The 15,547-nt window shown below is 43.2% G+C and carries 11 protein-coding genes; 2 read left to right on the top strand and 9 right to left on the bottom strand.

The window, feature by feature from the left end:
- Window positions 1-71: 71 nt before the first annotated feature.
- The 5 genes from AN213_RS10850 to AN213_RS10830 all read right to left on the bottom strand — a co-directional run bounded on the left by AN213_RS10850 (window position 72) and on the right by AN213_RS10830 (window position 8,695).
- Window positions 72-4,388 carry an alpha-1,6-glucosidase domain-containing protein gene (locus AN213_RS10850; RefSeq protein ID WP_055198619.1) on the bottom strand — a complete coding sequence of 1,439 codons (4,317 nt, stop codon included), beginning with the start codon at window positions 4,386-4,388 and terminating at the stop codon, window positions 72-74.
- A 22-nt stretch (window positions 4,389-4,410) separates the two neighbouring features.
- Window positions 4,411-7,305, bottom strand: coding sequence for a TonB-dependent receptor (locus AN213_RS10845; protein WP_054562836.1), 2,895 nt, complete (start codon window positions 7,303-7,305; stop codon window positions 4,411-4,413).
- Window positions 7,306-7,492: 187 nt separating this feature from the next.
- Window positions 7,493-8,110, bottom strand: a complete 618-nt coding sequence (locus tag AN213_RS10840; protein WP_054562837.1) for a LysE family translocator — start codon at window positions 8,108-8,110, stop codon at window positions 7,493-7,495.
- Entirely contained in the window at window positions 8,110-8,289 is a 180-nt protein-coding gene (locus tag AN213_RS10835) for a DUF4177 domain-containing protein (RefSeq protein ID WP_054554414.1), read from the bottom strand. The genes AN213_RS10840 and AN213_RS10835 overlap by 1 nt, the downstream gene beginning before the upstream one ends.
- 1 nt (window position 8,290) lies before the next feature.
- A complete protein-coding gene (locus AN213_RS10830) occupies window positions 8,291-8,695 on the bottom strand; it encodes a DUF3224 domain-containing protein (protein WP_055198618.1) in 405 nt (134 codons plus the stop codon).
- 77 nt (window positions 8,696-8,772) lie between these two features.
- Here AN213_RS10830 and AN213_RS10825 point away from each other — a divergent pair, with 77 nt between their 5' ends.
- A complete protein-coding gene (locus AN213_RS10825; protein ID WP_055198617.1) occupies window positions 8,773-10,545 on the top strand; it encodes an ABC transporter transmembrane domain-containing protein in 1,773 nt (590 codons plus the stop codon).
- A 61-nt stretch (window positions 10,546-10,606) separates the two neighbouring features.
- On the opposite strand, the gene AN213_RS10820 is transcribed toward AN213_RS10825, so the two are convergent.
- Together AN213_RS10820 and AN213_RS10815 are read right to left on the bottom strand one after the other, a co-directional pair.
- Window positions 10,607-11,239 carry an OmpA family protein gene (locus AN213_RS10820; protein ID WP_054562840.1) on the bottom strand — a complete coding sequence of 211 codons (633 nt, stop codon included), beginning with the start codon at window positions 11,237-11,239 and terminating at the stop codon, window positions 10,607-10,609.
- Window positions 11,240-11,319: 80 nt separating this feature from the next.
- A complete protein-coding gene (locus AN213_RS10815; RefSeq protein WP_082401673.1) occupies window positions 11,320-12,099 on the bottom strand; it encodes an ABC transporter substrate-binding protein in 780 nt (259 codons plus the stop codon).
- Window positions 12,100-12,222: 123 nt separating this feature from the next.
- Here AN213_RS10815 and chrA point away from each other — a divergent pair, with 123 nt between their 5' ends.
- Window positions 12,223-13,359 carry a chromate efflux transporter gene (chrA, locus tag AN213_RS10810; RefSeq protein ID WP_055020515.1) on the top strand — a complete coding sequence of 379 codons (1,137 nt, stop codon included), beginning with the start codon at window positions 12,223-12,225 and terminating at the stop codon, window positions 13,357-13,359.
- Here chrA and AN213_RS10805 read toward each other — a convergent pair.
- Both AN213_RS10805 and AN213_RS10800 read right to left on the bottom strand, forming a co-directional pair.
- Window positions 13,356-14,606, bottom strand: coding sequence for a mechanosensitive ion channel family protein (locus tag AN213_RS10805; RefSeq protein WP_054562843.1), 1,251 nt, complete (start codon window positions 14,604-14,606; stop codon window positions 13,356-13,358). The genes chrA and AN213_RS10805 overlap by 4 nt on opposite strands.
- Complete coding sequence (locus tag AN213_RS10800) at window positions 14,603-15,526, bottom strand: acyltransferase (RefSeq protein WP_055198616.1); 924 nt, start codon at window positions 15,524-15,526, stop codon at window positions 14,603-14,605. Before AN213_RS10800 ends, AN213_RS10805 begins: the two co-directional genes overlap by 4 nt.
- Between the last annotated feature and the right edge of the window lie 21 nt (window positions 15,527-15,547).

Below are 15,547 nucleotides of genomic sequence, written 5' to 3'. Positions count from 1 at the left end.
AATATACAAACTTTTCATTAAATACAAAAAAAGCCGAGCAAAAGCCCGGCTTAAGGGTACTGCAGGGAAAGCTATTCCACTGCTTCAACCGTCACTGTTAGTTTACTCAGATCAGGTCCTTGCACTGTAAAACGATAATCGCCAGCAGCTGCAATACTCAAGGTGATATCACCCCCAACGGCTTCTAATAAGGTCGCTTCACCAATAATAGCGATGGGTGAATCACCACTACCGCCATAATTTATGGTGTTCCAGTCACTTGAAGCGACTTTGAATCCATATTCTCCCACTTCAAGTGCCAGTGTCGTACTATATAAAGCATCGCCAGTATAAATTAACGGATCCACTGGATCCCAATTATTCATGCTGCCTCGCAAATAGACTTGAGTGTCACCAAACATTTCTGCATTAAATACGGTCATGAGTGGCTCTTCAAGGTTACTAGCATCAAACACAAACTGATATTGACCATCGCTGGCAATATCAATGGTCATGTTTGAACCTTTTACTGCGAGTAATTTTTCTGTACCTACAGTTACTGCTGCGCTACTTTCACCTGAGCCATAATCGACGGTATTCCAATCACTTGAAGCAAACTTAAAGCTATAACTACCTGTAGTTAATTGTTTAGTGAAAGTATAAACACCTTTGCCTTGGTACATTAATTCATCACTGGTATCCCAACTATTGAAGTCACCGCGCACATAAATTGACGTGCCAACAAATGGCTCTTCGTTGTAGACGTTAAGCACTGGGTTATCGGTGTCTGTGGCATCGAATGAGAACACATAAACAGCATCCATTGCCGCCGTAAAGGTCATATTGGCACCACTGCGTGTCAATGGCTCATCTTCACCTTCTATCACCTCAGCAACATCGGCAGAAAGCGCACCAAAATCAACAGTAGACCAATCTTCAGAAGCCACTTTAAATTCATAGCTACCTGCTGTTAGAGGAATCGCAATTTTGTACTCGCCATTACCCACATATTCAAAGCTATTTGCCGTACCCCAGTCATTTAACGAGCCACGAACATAAACTGTTGTGCTACCAAATGGCACAATATCTGGCGCACCCACAGTCGCATCGGCACTTAAGCCTTCACCTTGTGCATCACCTTGTGGTTTCACAAACACAGCTACAGTATAAGGCGGAACATTAAAGGTACCTTCGCCTTCACCAGCCATAAAACTTGCTGCTGACATACTTGAGTCAACACTCGCTTTTAAAACAGGGTGAAGCTCAAAACCCGCAGCCGTTGATACTGTATGCGATAAGCTTTGCTCCGTACCGTTCATCACCACGACAATGGCATCGTATTGGCTATCTAGGTCAGTCAAACCAATACCATCATCGATACTCATCACGACTAAGCCTTGCTGTTGACGCTTACCAATATTGTGGAAGCCAACGCGGTCTAAAATGTCTTGCTCTGTGGTTAAACTAAATAGTGGGCTGGCACTACGAATTGCTAAGAATTCAGTAAATACATTACTTGCGTACTCAATATCGCTTGCCATCGCTTGTGCGTTAGGATTTGCTGAAATAGGTGCAATTTCGCCCCACTTCGCTTGGTTATCTTGCGCAGGAGGTAGGCCTACATTCCAGTTATTGGTATCCATACTGAAATCAACAAAGTTGAACCAATCACCAGAATCATAGCTGTTACGATCCATTGATTTAGAACGCAGCATATCAGCACCCATTTGCATAAATGGAATACCTTGGCTCATCAGCGGCATAGCTAAAGCCATATTGTGAACACGCACACGCTCTTCAATACTTAAGTTAGTACCATGCTTATATTGCAGCTGATCCCATAGTGTTTCGTTATCATGCTTAGAGACATAGTTAATGCTATCAGCTGGGTCAAGGGCATAAGCTGCTGGCTGACCACCCCAACTAAAGCTGCTGCCTTTTGCTGAATTACCTTTGAAGTCTTTAAGAATGTAGTTTTGTAAGTTACCTGCCAGTGATAAACGCAACGTATCTTGCTCAGATAAATTGCCATCTGTGACATTATTGCTAAAGAATGCACCACCACGAATTGCTTCACGAATACGGTCATTAAAGGTACCTACTTCTGTGCCAGCCATATCCATTTGTTTAGCTTGCACAAATAAACGGTTATCTGCGACTTCATCAAAGTTCCATCCTTCACCGTAGAAGTAGGTATCAGGATCAACTGCTTGCACTGCATTAAGCGCTGCCATAATTGAGGCTTTTGGCATATGCCCCATGACATCAAAGCGGAAGCTATCGTAACCAAAGTCGCGGGCTAATATCACCATAGAATCAGTAACGAACTTATCCATCATGACATGTTCTGTTGCAGTATTCTCACAGCATGTTGAACGTTCGATATCACCAGAGGTTTCGTTGTATCTGTGGTAATAACCCGGAACGAGTTTATCGAACACTGATTTATCCCAAACACCTGAAGAGGTCGTGTGGTTATAAACAACATCTAGCACGACACGTAAACCAATTTCTTGTAAAGACTGGATCATCGCACGCGTCTCTTTGACTCGTGCAATACCTTCAGGTGATGAAGCGTAAGAACCTTCAGGTGCAATAAAATGATGCGGATCATAACCCCAGTTAAAGCTATCAACACCACGCATTGCATTGGCAAGTGCTTGAGCATCATCAGAGCCTGGTAGATATGACGCCATTAAATCAACAATCAAAGCACTCTTATCTTCGGTTTTACATGCATCAGCATCATCGTCAATGCGGCTACATAAATCACCTAAGGTTGCAGTAATATCAACACGCTGACTGGCATCTTCATCAATGGTGCCAATATCTGTCAGTGGTAGTAAATGGAAATGGGTTAAGCCATTATCTGCCAGCTTTTTGAGGTGTTGCATTGGTGCGCTATCAAGCTCAGTAAACGCAAGATACTTACCACGGTTTGCTTCACTGACGGTTTCATCCCGTACACTAAAATCACGCACATGACCTTCGTAAATGACCGCTTGCTCAGGGTAATCAACCGTTGGCACCATACGCTCATCCCAGCCAGTTGGTTTAGTATCTTCATCATCAAGGTTGATCAGTTGGCTATATAGACCATTGGTTGAAACGTTTAATGAATAAGGATCTGTGCTCCATAAGCTTTCAATTTGCTTAGTCGCAGGATGATAAACATCAAATATAAAGCGGTAGTAATGGCGATCGTGACTTATATCGACATTGCTAGACCAAATACCCGTTGTGCTATCAAAGGTCATAGCAAGTTGTTCAAGCTCTGTTTTATCAGCATCATACAGCGCTAATTTCATATTGCTTGCAGTCGGCGCCCATACCGACACATCAATGCCATTATTGGCGTAATGCACACCTAGTTGTGCTTCATTAGCATCACTTTCGCCACTAGTGTATAAGTCATCGAGGGCTTTAGCGGCTTGCACATAAGTGGCTTCTGTTAGCTTGCCATCAGCATCATAGCCTGCCACAACCAGTTGTTGTTTAATAAGCTCTTTTGCAGCGGCTGCATCCCAGTTACCTTGGTATGCATTCCATCCAGCAAGGTGCGGCACTTTAGCGATTTGTTCATCGCTTAAAGATGTCGATGTAAGCTCAACCACTTGACCATTTAACTCACCGGTATCTTCATCGACAGCTAAATCAGCACTGTTTGATGAGTGTAATTTAATAATGCTTGTCAGCTCATTACTTGGCTGGTAAATCACAGTAGACAAATCAATCCAATGCGCTGAAGCACCAGAAATACTCACCGGGCGCTCACCTAAGCTAACTATTGGATATTCAAATACTGATGGTTCACCATGAATAGTAAAGTTCATTCGTTGGAACTTTTCATCGTCCTGCATCAATGGCATTTTTAAATCAACATCACCAAACGCTTTGCCAGACCCTTCGGTACCAATATGCACGATGAAGTTAGCACACTCGTTGTAACCTTCTTTTAATTTTACAACCCAGTACGCGCCATAGTTAGGATCAATACCATCGTATTCATGCCCATTGGCCCAATCAGTGGCATCAAACGGCGCTGCGTACGCATCACAGTCATCGTTATTCCATGAGTGTAATCGATAACCTTCGTAGGCATCATCACTGGTGCGGTTATAGAATAAGATGGCTTCGTCATCTGCAGGGAAAACCACAGGATCAGGCAAAGTGGGATCAGCGCCTACCACGCAGCTTTCATTATTCTCATCGGGTACCGTTGGTGCCGGACAACTAATCGGTGGTGGATCAACACACTCAGTCCCCGCTTCATTGGGAACTTGCGGGACACTACAGGTCAATAAAACTTGCCCAGAATCTATATCGTTACTAGCGCCACCACCACATGCAGTTAGCAATACCATGCTACATGCAATCAGTAAGCGGCTAAAATTAGCTATTATTTTCATATTATTATCTCCAACTTACTGATCAATGGTTATAGGTAAAACCTAGATAAAACTGACGACCAAAAAATTGCGTGGTGCCTGTTTTACTGGTTGTTCCAAAGTAGCTTTGTGTTGGTTCATCGGTTAAGTTATTCACTTGTAATAACATGCCGAATGAATCTGTGAACTGATACGACGTTTGGAAATCGACAACCGTTTCTGCATCAAAATTCACCACTTGCTCATTGACAGCAACTTGCTCTGAAACGAAATCATCGCGATAACGCACATTCAAACGTGTTTCAAAGTTTTCATAGCTGTAAAAAAGTGTGCCGTTAAAGACATTGTTTGAAAGGCCAGGCAAGTCTTGCGACACAGAATCACCACCTAAATCGGTAATAGATTGCACCTCACTCTCGGTATACGAGTAACTGGCGTTAATACCTAAACCTTCAAACGGCGAGGGTAAGAAAGAGAAAACTTGCGTATAGGCAAGCTCAATACCACGAATATAACCGCCTTTGGCATTGTTAACCGCAGTTGTGTACACCCCATTTGTGGTTTCGATTTGCTCACCGCTGACAGGGTCAACAATGTATTCTGGTACGTTAAAACCATTACCCTTAAAGTCAAAGTTCTCGATAGCTACCGTATCTATGAATGAGTCGATATTCTTATAAAACGCAGCAACAACCAGTGCACCATCGGTGTCTTCAAAGTATTGCTCGTACGAGATATCGTATTGATCAGCATAGAAAGGTTTTAAGAATGGGTTATTAGTACTTGAACCGTTAATTTCGCCGTCATTGTTAACCGATGCACTGGCATCACCCGCTAAACGGTTAATCGGAGCGCGCGCCATCACTTTTGCCGCAGCAAAACGAATTTGTGTCGCGTCACTCACTTTAAAGTTCAGATTTAATGAAGGCAGGTAGTCTGTGTATTTAATGCCTAACACGCTTGGCGCATAAAGGTCGTTAACAATGCCATTGTCATCAACAATATATTGCGCTCCTAGCTGCGGATCGCCACCGACGTTTTCGAGTACCGTCGCTGACTGATCGGTATCTACTCGGCGAATACCAATATTACCTGTAACGGGTAGAGTGCCAATTTCAGTATCAATGTTAAGCATAAGATAGGCTGACACTACTTCTTCATACACTGAGCCACTTTGTAACATGGTCCATGAGTAGTTAGTGGTATAGCCTTGCGCATTTGGCTCACCATCACCATCTAAATCCACAACACCATCGGCGTTACCCCAGGTCTGTACTGGCTGCGGAGTTCCATCAGGAAACCATGCGTTGAGTGCTTTATCTAAATCGATCGCTAAATATGATGGGAAATAACTAAACTCACCTTGCCAATCGACTACTGTAGTCATGTCATCAGTAAGACGAAGCGGTGGTTGAGTCGAGGAGAATGCACCATCGTTACCGTATTCAAATACAGAGCGATTATTGCTGTACTCACGGTCTGAATAACGAGCGCCAAATTCAATTGAGCTAAACCAGTTATTCTCTAACTCATACTTAAAATCGAGTCGAAATGCTTTTACTTCATCTTCATTTTCATACGGGTAAATACCGTATTTACTGACCATAACTCGGTCAATATCGCTAAATGCGTCGGCTTGGTTAAAACCTACATCAGGCAAGTTTAAGCCGTTCAATTGATAGTTTAGCGATACATTGGTATCGAACACAGGGTTCTCAACGGTGGCATCTTCTGCTACCAATGCCCATAGTAAACCATTGCGGAAATTACTTTTCGCACGTGATAGCGACACGTCAGCATTGACGTTTAAACGCTCAGTAACTTGCCAATCGGCATTAATGCCATAGCTGTCTACTTCATCAAAGTCTTGGTTATCATCATTAACGATTTCAACACGGGTAAAGCTATTTGATGTGCGGTTAATTGCACCACCAATCACCGCATTACCGTCAAGCACAGGGTTAGCATACACCGCAGACGGACCACCAAACTTAACCCGAAAACCACGGGCAAATGATTCGCTATCAAAACGTGATAAAAACGCATCACCTTTTAGTTTAAAGTTATCGGTTGGCACCCATTCAATTGAGGTTAAATAACCATTACGGGTTTCTTCACCACCTAAGTGCTGAAGCTCAAACCCTTCACTGATGTATTCATTAGCAGGGTTATCTGCAGGGCCATCGGTATCATTTGCTAGCCCATCAACATCTTTATTACCGTTATATGCTAAACCGATAAACTGAGTCGCCACACTTGGTTGGAATAAGCGCGCGTAACCCACTGCGACACCTAGCGTATCGTCAAGAAACTTGCCTTGGTAAGAAAAGCTAATACGGTCGCCATACTCCGTGGCATCAAATACCTCTGAAGCACGGTCGTTATACATACCACGCACATTCGCAGTAAATTTGTGTTGCTGGTCATTATCCAATGGGCTGGCTGTTTGTAGCTCTACCGTACCTGCTACGCCCCCTTCAATAAGTGAGGCCTTAGGCGACTTGTAGACCGCCGCGGAACTGATTAACTCAGACGGGTATTGGTCAAACTCAATACTGCGACTACCACTAGTAGATACTTGCTCTCGACCATTTAATGTCGAAAAAACAAATCCACCAGATAAACCGCGTATGTTGATTTCGGCAGCTTGGCCACCGGTACGTACCGCCGAGATCCCCGGTAGACGTGTTAATGCATCAGCCATAGACACATCAGGTAATGCCCCTAAGTCATCAGCTGATAGTTGCTCAGAGACAGTGTCGCTAAAGCGTTTTTGATTTAATGATTGAATTAAGCTGCGACTAAAGCCGCGCACTTCGATTACTTCTAGCTCAGGATCGATTTCCTTTGCTGATGTGCGTTCTTCTTCCGTCGCCGCTATTGCACTATTTGCTGCCACTAAAGCCAGCATAAGCGCACTTAGCTTGAATTTCCCCATTGGATTTCCACCCTGTTGTCGTTGGAGGTGTTGTATTTGTGGTTATTGTAGTTGTCAAAAAACAACCAATAAAGTGTAACCAAAAGGTAAATATTGTGTGATGAATACGTATGCAATAGGAGGTTGCTGGGGAGAGCAGCGATCACAACCCTTTTTTATTAGTGATGTAATCGCAATATAGAGGGATTTATAGGGTAATAACAACACGAACAGCTAAGGCAATAAAAATCACCCCTAGCAATTTTTCGAGCCATGGATTTGTCTTGGTGAAACCAAAACGCTTTTTTGATATTTCGGTTAACAGTGCAACAAGTAGATACCAGCCTGTATCAAGCACAAATACCGTTAGACACATGATTAAACCAACTTGCAAAGTCAGGTTCTCAGGGTCAATAAATTGCGAAAACAGTGCTAAAAAGAATACCGCAAGTTTTGGGTTTAAAAAGGCAATAGCAAAGCCATCTTGCAGCGCGCTGCGAGGGCTAGGCTTAGTCTGCTCAACATTCAGTGTTTGCGAGCTGGATTTAGCTAACAGAATACGAATCCCCAAATATGCGAGATAGGCTGCACCACCATAGACCAGCACTTGATAAAGCGTTGGTAACTGAGTCATCAGCGCACCTAAACCTAGTAACGAGGCACATGCATAAAAGCCAACCCCAATACCGTGGCTCAACGCCGCTAACATGCCGTTCTTCATACCGCCATGTAAGCTGTGTTTTAAAACCACAGCTAAACTCGGCCCCGGCGACATTGCCCCCATCACGCAAATTAAAACTAAACTCAACCACTCAGTTAGTGTCATTATTCGTTATTCTCAATTAGTAATAAAACGGATGTTATCTGACCATAAACCCCAGTGGCAGTGGTGATTGTTTTCACTTGCCAGCCAGCTTGACCTAATTCGAACACCCGTTGATTTAATGCATCAATATCGATACCGCCGAAAAAGCGCTTCTTTTTAAACTCAACTACTTTTTGCATGTTATACCATCAGTTGGTATTCAAAGTCATAATGATGAATACCCGATTCAATTCGAATTGCCATTTTACCACAGAGACCTTCAAGCTCTCCTGCGCCAGAGTTAGGCACCACTTCTAAAATCAATCGGTCAGCCCCTTTATCCATAGTGCCAAAATGTTGTAGTACAAAACTGCCTTGCTTACCCTCTAAGCTACCGACGACCTGTTCAATCGCTACATAACCTGCACTGCCCTGAGTTGCAGTCATGGCACTGAGCATTTCGCCTTGGCTTGTTGCCTCTAATGGACCTGAAAACTGTTTATCAATCGACATGCGTCCCAAATTTACGCCATCTTGCCCTGTGGCATAGCCGCCAATTGGGTTTAACTTTACGGTGAATTGACCACTGATCGTTGTAGATTCCATACTAATCCCTTAATAACTGTTGATTTTTAGAGCATTGATAACCATATCTATACCCTATTCACCAACAAGAATCTAGCATGTCTAACAATAAAGAAAAGGCCGCATTTAGTAGCCTGTTACCGATTTTAGCTTTTATAAAGCCCTATAAATGGATGGTGTTTGCAGCCCTTGGCGCCTTGCTGCTTACGGCCGGTGTTAACTTGTCACTAGGACAAGGCGTTAAATTTGTTATCGACCATGGCTTTATTGCAGGCTCACAAGCTCAGCTTCAACAAGCGGTGATGGTATTGATTGGTTTAATAAGCTTATTGGCTGTAGGTACTTTTTGTCGCTTTTATTTAATGTCGTGGATTGGTGAGCGAGTCAGTAACGATATCCGTAAAGCCGTGTTTGATCGCATCGTTACATTACACCCAAGCTACTTTGAAGAAAACCGCAGCGGCGAACTGATGTCGCGACTAACCACCGACACCACCTTGTTGCAATCTATCATTGGCTCCTCTTTTTCGATGGCATTACGCAGTAGCTTAATGCTGATTGGTGGCTTGGCTATGCTACTTATCACCAACCTAAAGCTAACTCTTGTGGTTGTTGCCTGCGTACCCGTGGTACTACTGCCGATGATGATTTTTGGCCGAAAAGTGAGAAAGCTGGCTAGCTCAAGCCAAGATGCCATTGCCGATATCAGCACCTATGCTGGTGAGATCATTCAAAATATCAAAGTCGTGCAAAGTTATAGTCACGAAGAGCGTGAAAAAGCCGCATTTAGCGAAGAAACCAACAAGGCGTTTCAAGTAGCGAGGAGCCGAATCAAACAGCGCTCGTTTTTGATTGCAGCGGTAATATTTCTGACCTTTAGTGCTATTAGCGTGATGCTTTGGGTTGGCGGCAGCGACGTATTAGCTGGCACCATGACAGGTGGTGAGCTAGGTGCTTTTGTGTTTTATGCGATTATGGTGGCGATGTCTGTAGCAACCGTTGCCGAAGTGTACGGTGAGTTGCAAAGAGCAGCAGGTGCAGCTGCACGATTATTAGAGCTACTCGCCGTTGAAAGCATGATAAAAAGTCCAGATACAAATCATGATGCACAACTTGAGGAAAACAAGCTTAATCACCCTGCTATCCAGTTTAATGAGGTGTCTTTTCATTACCCTTCAAGGCCAGATAAAGCCGCTTTAAATGCGCTGAATTTACAAGTAAAACAGGGGCAAACTGTTGCAATCGTTGGCCCATCAGGCGCTGGTAAAACAACATTATTTGAATTACTACAGCGCTTTTATGACCCAAGTTCTGGGAGTATTTCGCTGGCAGGAATAAACATAAAAGCACTTTCTCTTGATTGCTTACGCCAGCAAATGGGGATGGTGGCACAAAACCCAATTTTATTTAGCTCAGACGTAATGCATAACATACGTTATGGCAACCCAAGCGCCAGCGACGAGCAAGTATATGCTGCGGCTAAATATGCCCATGCCGATGAGTTTATTAAGCAACTACCAGATGGTTACCACAGCTTTTTAGGGGAGCAAGGTGTTAGGCTCTCAGGTGGGCAAAAACAACGTATAGTACTAGCGCGCGCAATATTAAAAGACCCTGCCATTTTATTGCTTGATGAAGCAACCAGTGCACTCGACGCACAAAGTGAGTTTCATGTACAAGCTGCCCTTGAGCATCTAATGAAAGACAGAACAACACTGATTATTGCCCATCGTTTAGCCACAGTTAAACACGCCGATGTGATTGTCGTGATGGATAAAGGAGAAATTATTGCAACGGGTACGCATCAGCAATTGTTTGAGACTAACCCATTGTATAAACAATTGTGCGAATTACAGTTTAATCGAGATTAAGAAGGGAAATGTCAGGTTTGAAAGGGCATATCAAACCTGACCACAAATCTAGATATAAAATCTAACCTTGTGTATTCGGTACGATCTGAATTTCTACGCGGCGGTTTAAAGCTCGGCCATTTGCTGAGTCATTGCTCGCCACAGGACGTGTTTCACCATAGCCTCGCGTGCTGATACGTGCAGACATAATCTGATGATTAACTAAGTAATCTTTTACGCTTTGCGCACGTTGTTGAGATAACGTCATATTGTAGCTATCTTTACCTGTGCTGTCGGTATGACCTTCAACGCTTAAGTAGGTTTTTTCGTATTTATTCATTACTTTAGCAATTGCGTCTAGGGTGCTATGAAAGCCAGAAGAAATATAAGATTGATCAGTTGCAAAGGTAATATTTGATGGCATCACTAGACGAATATTGTCGCCTTCACGAACCACTTCAACACCTGAACCTGCTAGCTCATCGCGAAATGCTTCTTCTTGCTTATCCATATAATCGCCAACGGCTGCACCTGCTAATGCACCAATAGCCGCACCAATGAAAATACGTTTATCGTCATGGTCACCAGTTGCTTTACCTAGTACTGCACCTGTAGCAGCACCAATCGCAGCGCCTTTACCTGTATTCGTAGTCTCACAACCTGTTAATAGAACGGCTAATACGCCCACTGTTAAAACTGATTTTGTAAAAGTCATGTATCTCTCCATGGCAATTATTCAAATTGAATTGTTAACAATTATGAATGAACGTCTATGAACAAACTATGAAGAATGGGTTACTTATCGATTGCTACAGCAGTAACCGGAGGTAAGTTATAACTTTTGACCAATTCTGTTAAACGGCCATTGAGGACTAACGTATTGAGGCGTTCTTGAATTTTTTCGGCTAAACCCGAGCTTGCAAACTGCTTACTAAGGGCAATGTGACCATAAATAACATCTTTATAGCGATAAGGCATTTTTACGATATCTTGCGAAGGTCGCTGCAAAAACACTGAGGCATGATCAGCTGTGGTTTCAACAGCAATTACCAACTCAACGCGGCCCTTTAATAACATATCAAAAGCATTATGTTCGCTTAACGCTTCGACTTTGGTGAGTGTTTTATCGCTATCAAAACGAGGAAAGTGCGCAGCGCCTCGCATTACCGCAATACGCTTACCGACTAGGTCTTGATAATTGTTTATTTTAAGCTCGCTATCGGCTCTGGCATAAAACACAAAAGAAGATGACAGCATCATGTATGGTGGAGTAAGAAACTGCATTTTTTGCTCACGCGCTTCTGTGCGAATAAGCCCGCCCATTACATCTAGCTCATTTTGCTCGAGCATTTTTAAACAACGAGAAAACGGGCAAGCGACATACTCAAGCTTGATAGGCAAGGTACGCTGCATTTCACGCATAATATCCACTATTGCGCCACTGACTCTACCATCTTCAGAGACCATGCCATAAGGAGGCGCATGATCAACAGCCACCACAACTTTCTCAAAAGAGGTTGCAAGTGCAAAGCTGCTGCAAAGTAATAACAATAAACTGGTAATATAGCGTTTCATAGTGATACTCATAACTACGTTCACTCGTTCTCTATATTGTAGACGGCCTTGTGTCATAAAAACCACAAAAATGTCATACAATTTTGTCATAATAGAAACAATCATCCTGTAACGGCAACAGTAATGTTATTTATCATCTTTAAACAATTCTTTTTATTAGGCTGTATGAGCTTTGGCGGTCCTGCGGCACACCTTGGTTATTTTAAGCGCCACTTTGTTGATAACTTAAAATGGCTCACTGCTGAGCGCTATGCGCAATTGATAAGCCTAAGCCAAGCATTACCAGGCCCTGGTTCAAGCCAAGTTAGCTTTGCTATGGGGGTTGAAAAAGGAGGAGTACTGGGAGGCCTGTGTGCTTTTATTGGCTTTACCCTGCCCTCATTTTTAATTATGTTTTTTCTAGCTCTTAGTGCTCACCAATTTGGTGATATTTACTTTGCGGTAATTGCCGGGCTTAAGCTCTTTGCTGTGGTGATTGTTGCCGATGCGACCTACAGTATGGCAATGAGCTTTTGCAAAAACCACTTACATAAGCTAATCGCGGTATTGAGCACGATTGCACTGATTGTATTCTCACAGTTATCGAGTCAAATTTTAGTACTGATTGCGGCTGCGGCCATAGGTTGGTTTTATCCTCAGCTTAAACTGCCAGAGAACCAAGAACATAAACCTGTGAAAATTGCTTGGTTACCGCTTTTTTTATTTACAGTCTTGTTACTGATCAGCTTTTTACCTTTAGGCGAAGGATTTTCTTTGTTTGCCCCATTTTACCAAACTGGCGCTATGGTCTTTGGTGGCGGCCACGTTGTGTTACCCATTTTACAAGCTGGCGTGCCGAGCCTTGAAACCGAGCAGTTTTTATCAGCTTATGCCAGTGCTCAGGCCATACCTGGACCGATGTTCACAATAGCCACATACTTAGGCGCACAAGTATCGCCAAATACGCCACTTATAGGTGCCATTGTCGCGACCATCATGATTTTCTTACCGGGCTTTTTATTGATGTTAGCCTTTATGAAAAGCTGGCTACAACTGGCTGATAAGCCTCGCTTTGCGGGCAGTATTGCAGCGTTAAATGCGGCCGTAGTGGGCTTTTTAGCTGCCGCCCTTTATTCACCTATTTGGCAATCGGCAGTGCAAAGTTTGTGGCAAGTAGCTTTAGTCATTGCAGCATTTACGTGGCTAAGAATGGCAAAGCCACCTATTTGGTGGCTATTGTTAGGCTTTATTGCACTGAGCGTGCTAGCTAGTCAGTTTTAAGTTTTTTCGCGCACAGGGTTAGCAACCTTAATACTTGGTTTTAGCCCTGTTTGAGCTTCGCTTGTATTTAACTGCCCAGTAACACTTTGATATGGTCTGAGTCCAAAGATTGGCAACACAGCAAGCAGGTGATCCATAATCTCTGCTTGCAAGTGCTCGTATGAAATCCAGCGCTTATCTTCACTAAAGCAGTAAAACTCAATAGGTAACCCGTGATTCATCGGTTGTAGCTCACGCACCATTAAGGTTAAATCACGATTAATTTTTTCATGTTGTTTTAAGTAACCTTCAGCATAACGACGGAACAAGCCAAGGTTTGTCACCGGATCGGGCAAGCTTGAAACACGAATATAGTCGTTAAGTGGAATAGCAGCATCAATTTGCTCTCGAAACGCATCATCAACCAAACGAATACTGTTCATATCAATGTTTAAAGAACGCTTGATACGACGACCACCCGACTCTTGCATGCCACGCCAGTTTTTAAATGACCCAGCAACCAGCATATAAGTCGGAATGGTTGTAATGGTGTTATCCCAGTTACGTACTTTTACCGTATTTAAGCCAAGGTCGATAACCTCGCCATCCGCGCCATAGCTATCCACTTGGATCCAATCGCCATATGTCACTAATCGGTTAGCTGCAATTTGAATACTGGCGACAAATCCCAAAATGGTGTCTTTAAATACGAGTAAGGTCACCGCCGCTATCGCACCAAAGCCAGACAAAATATAAGTTGGCGACTTCTCTAGCAAAATGCTCACAATGAGAATGGCGCAAACCATAAAGGTGATAAGTTTTACAACTTGGATCAAACCCTGAATCGGAATATCGCGGGCAAAATCAAGTTGGTTATAAATGCCACCAGCAATGCTCACCACACTACTTAAAATGAAGCCACCATAAATGATCAATGCAACTTGACCTACGGTTTTAAGTACCAACGCAGCGACATCATGAACTGGATATACATAATCAAAGGTTGCCAAATACAGTACGCAGCACAATATCCCCGCAAAACGACGATTCAGTTTATTGAGCATTGGAGTAAGCGCACCTATGCGCTCTGGAGACAGGCGTGTAACAACCTTTTGAATACCCGGCAACAGCAGTCGACGGGTAAACATATAAATTAATAGTAATGAGCCAACGCCAATCGCTGTAGCCGTTAATGCACTTAACAGCGCCGCGTCTGGCATTGATTCAAACCAAGGCATCACCAGCTCTTGCAGGTGAGTTTGCTTCATGGTGCTTCAACCTCTTTATTGATGTTGGCAAGGTACTCAGCTTGTTGGGCTTGATGATAAGTTAGTAGCTGAGCGTCTTTTTGCAACCATAACTCATTAATATATTGTTGAAAAGCCGTTCTAAATGCGCGGTCATGCTGATAATCACCAATCATCTCTGCGCTAATTGCTTGTACGTGCATTTCAACTTTGATCACATTAAGGCGGCCACGCATCAGATTACGGCAAATATGGTCGCCCTCGCCTTGGTAAATAATCGAGGTATTTAATAATGCATCAAACTGTTCGCCTAACACCTCAAGGGCAAATGCAATACCGCCCGCTTTAGGTTTTAAAAGATAAGTAAACGGACTATTTTGTTTTTTGTGTTTTTGGCATGTAAAGCGCGTACCTTCAACAAAGTTGATAATGGTTGTCGGGTGATTACGGAAGTCGCGGCAACTGCGCTTAGTGCGCTCAACATCGAGACCTTTCAGCTTAGGGTTTTTTGCCAGCTGTGCTTTGCTAACACGTTTCATGAAAGGCATACCCATGGCCCACGCGCCGGTGCCAATGAATGGCACATACTTCAGCTCATCTTTTAAAAAGAACTTTGGCGCGGGTAAAACATCAATCGCACTTAGAACAACAATGTCTAACCAACTCATATGATTAGAGATAAGTAAGTACCAACCATCTGTACTGACTTTGCCTTTAATATCAATATCGATTGTGGGGCAACCTAACCACAAAGCCAAGCGGTTACCTTTACACCAACCGCGATAGGCCGCATGAAGAATGTCGCTAACCACTTTAAATGGAAGTATTAATTTAAGCACACCAAAGAGCAGCACAAGCGTGCCCCAAATAATTACATTAGCAAACAAGACAATGCTAACTAGAACGCCTGTTAACCAATTTGGTAAAAATTTCTTTAACATAAGTGTGCTCTCGACTGCATT

Source organism: Pseudoalteromonas sp. P1-8 (assembly GCF_001399985.1).
Classification (GTDB): domain Bacteria; phylum Pseudomonadota; class Gammaproteobacteria; order Enterobacterales; family Alteromonadaceae; genus Pseudoalteromonas.
This window is presented reverse-complemented; position numbering and strand designations above follow the sequence as displayed.

Excerpts from the sequence above, each read along its gene's own strand:
- AN213_RS10850 (WP_055198619.1), bottom strand. The coding sequence starts at position 4,388 with ATGAAAATAATAGCTAATTTTAGCCGCTTACTGATTGCATGTAGCATG.
- AN213_RS10845 (WP_054562836.1), bottom strand. The coding sequence starts at position 7,305 with ATGGGGAAATTCAAGCTAAGTGCGCTTATGCTGGCTTTAGTGGCAGCA.
- AN213_RS10840 (WP_054562837.1), bottom strand. The coding sequence starts at position 8,110 with ATGACACTAACTGAGTGGTTGAGTTTAGTTTTAATTTGCGTGATGGGG.
- AN213_RS10835 (WP_054554414.1), bottom strand. The coding sequence starts at position 8,289 with ATGCAAAAAGTAGTTGAGTTTAAAAAGAAGCGCTTTTTCGGCGGTATC.
- AN213_RS10830 (WP_055198618.1), bottom strand. The coding sequence starts at position 8,695 with ATGGAATCTACAACGATCAGTGGTCAATTCACCGTAAAGTTAAACCCA.
- AN213_RS10825 (WP_055198617.1), top strand. The coding sequence starts at position 8,773 with ATGTCTAACAATAAAGAAAAGGCCGCATTTAGTAGCCTGTTACCGATT.
- AN213_RS10820 (WP_054562840.1), bottom strand. The coding sequence starts at position 11,239 with ATGACTTTTACAAAATCAGTTTTAACAGTGGGCGTATTAGCCGTTCTA.
- AN213_RS10815 (WP_082401673.1), bottom strand. The coding sequence starts at position 12,099 with ATGAAACGCTATATTACCAGTTTATTGTTATTACTTTGCAGCAGCTTT.
- chrA (WP_055020515.1), top strand. The coding sequence starts at position 12,223 with ATGTTATTTATCATCTTTAAACAATTCTTTTTATTAGGCTGTATGAGC.
- AN213_RS10805 (WP_054562843.1), bottom strand. The coding sequence starts at position 14,606 with ATGAAGCAAACTCACCTGCAAGAGCTGGTGATGCCTTGGTTTGAATCA.
- AN213_RS10800 (WP_055198616.1), bottom strand. The coding sequence starts at position 15,526 with ATGTTAAAGAAATTTTTACCAAATTGGTTAACAGGCGTTCTAGTTAGC.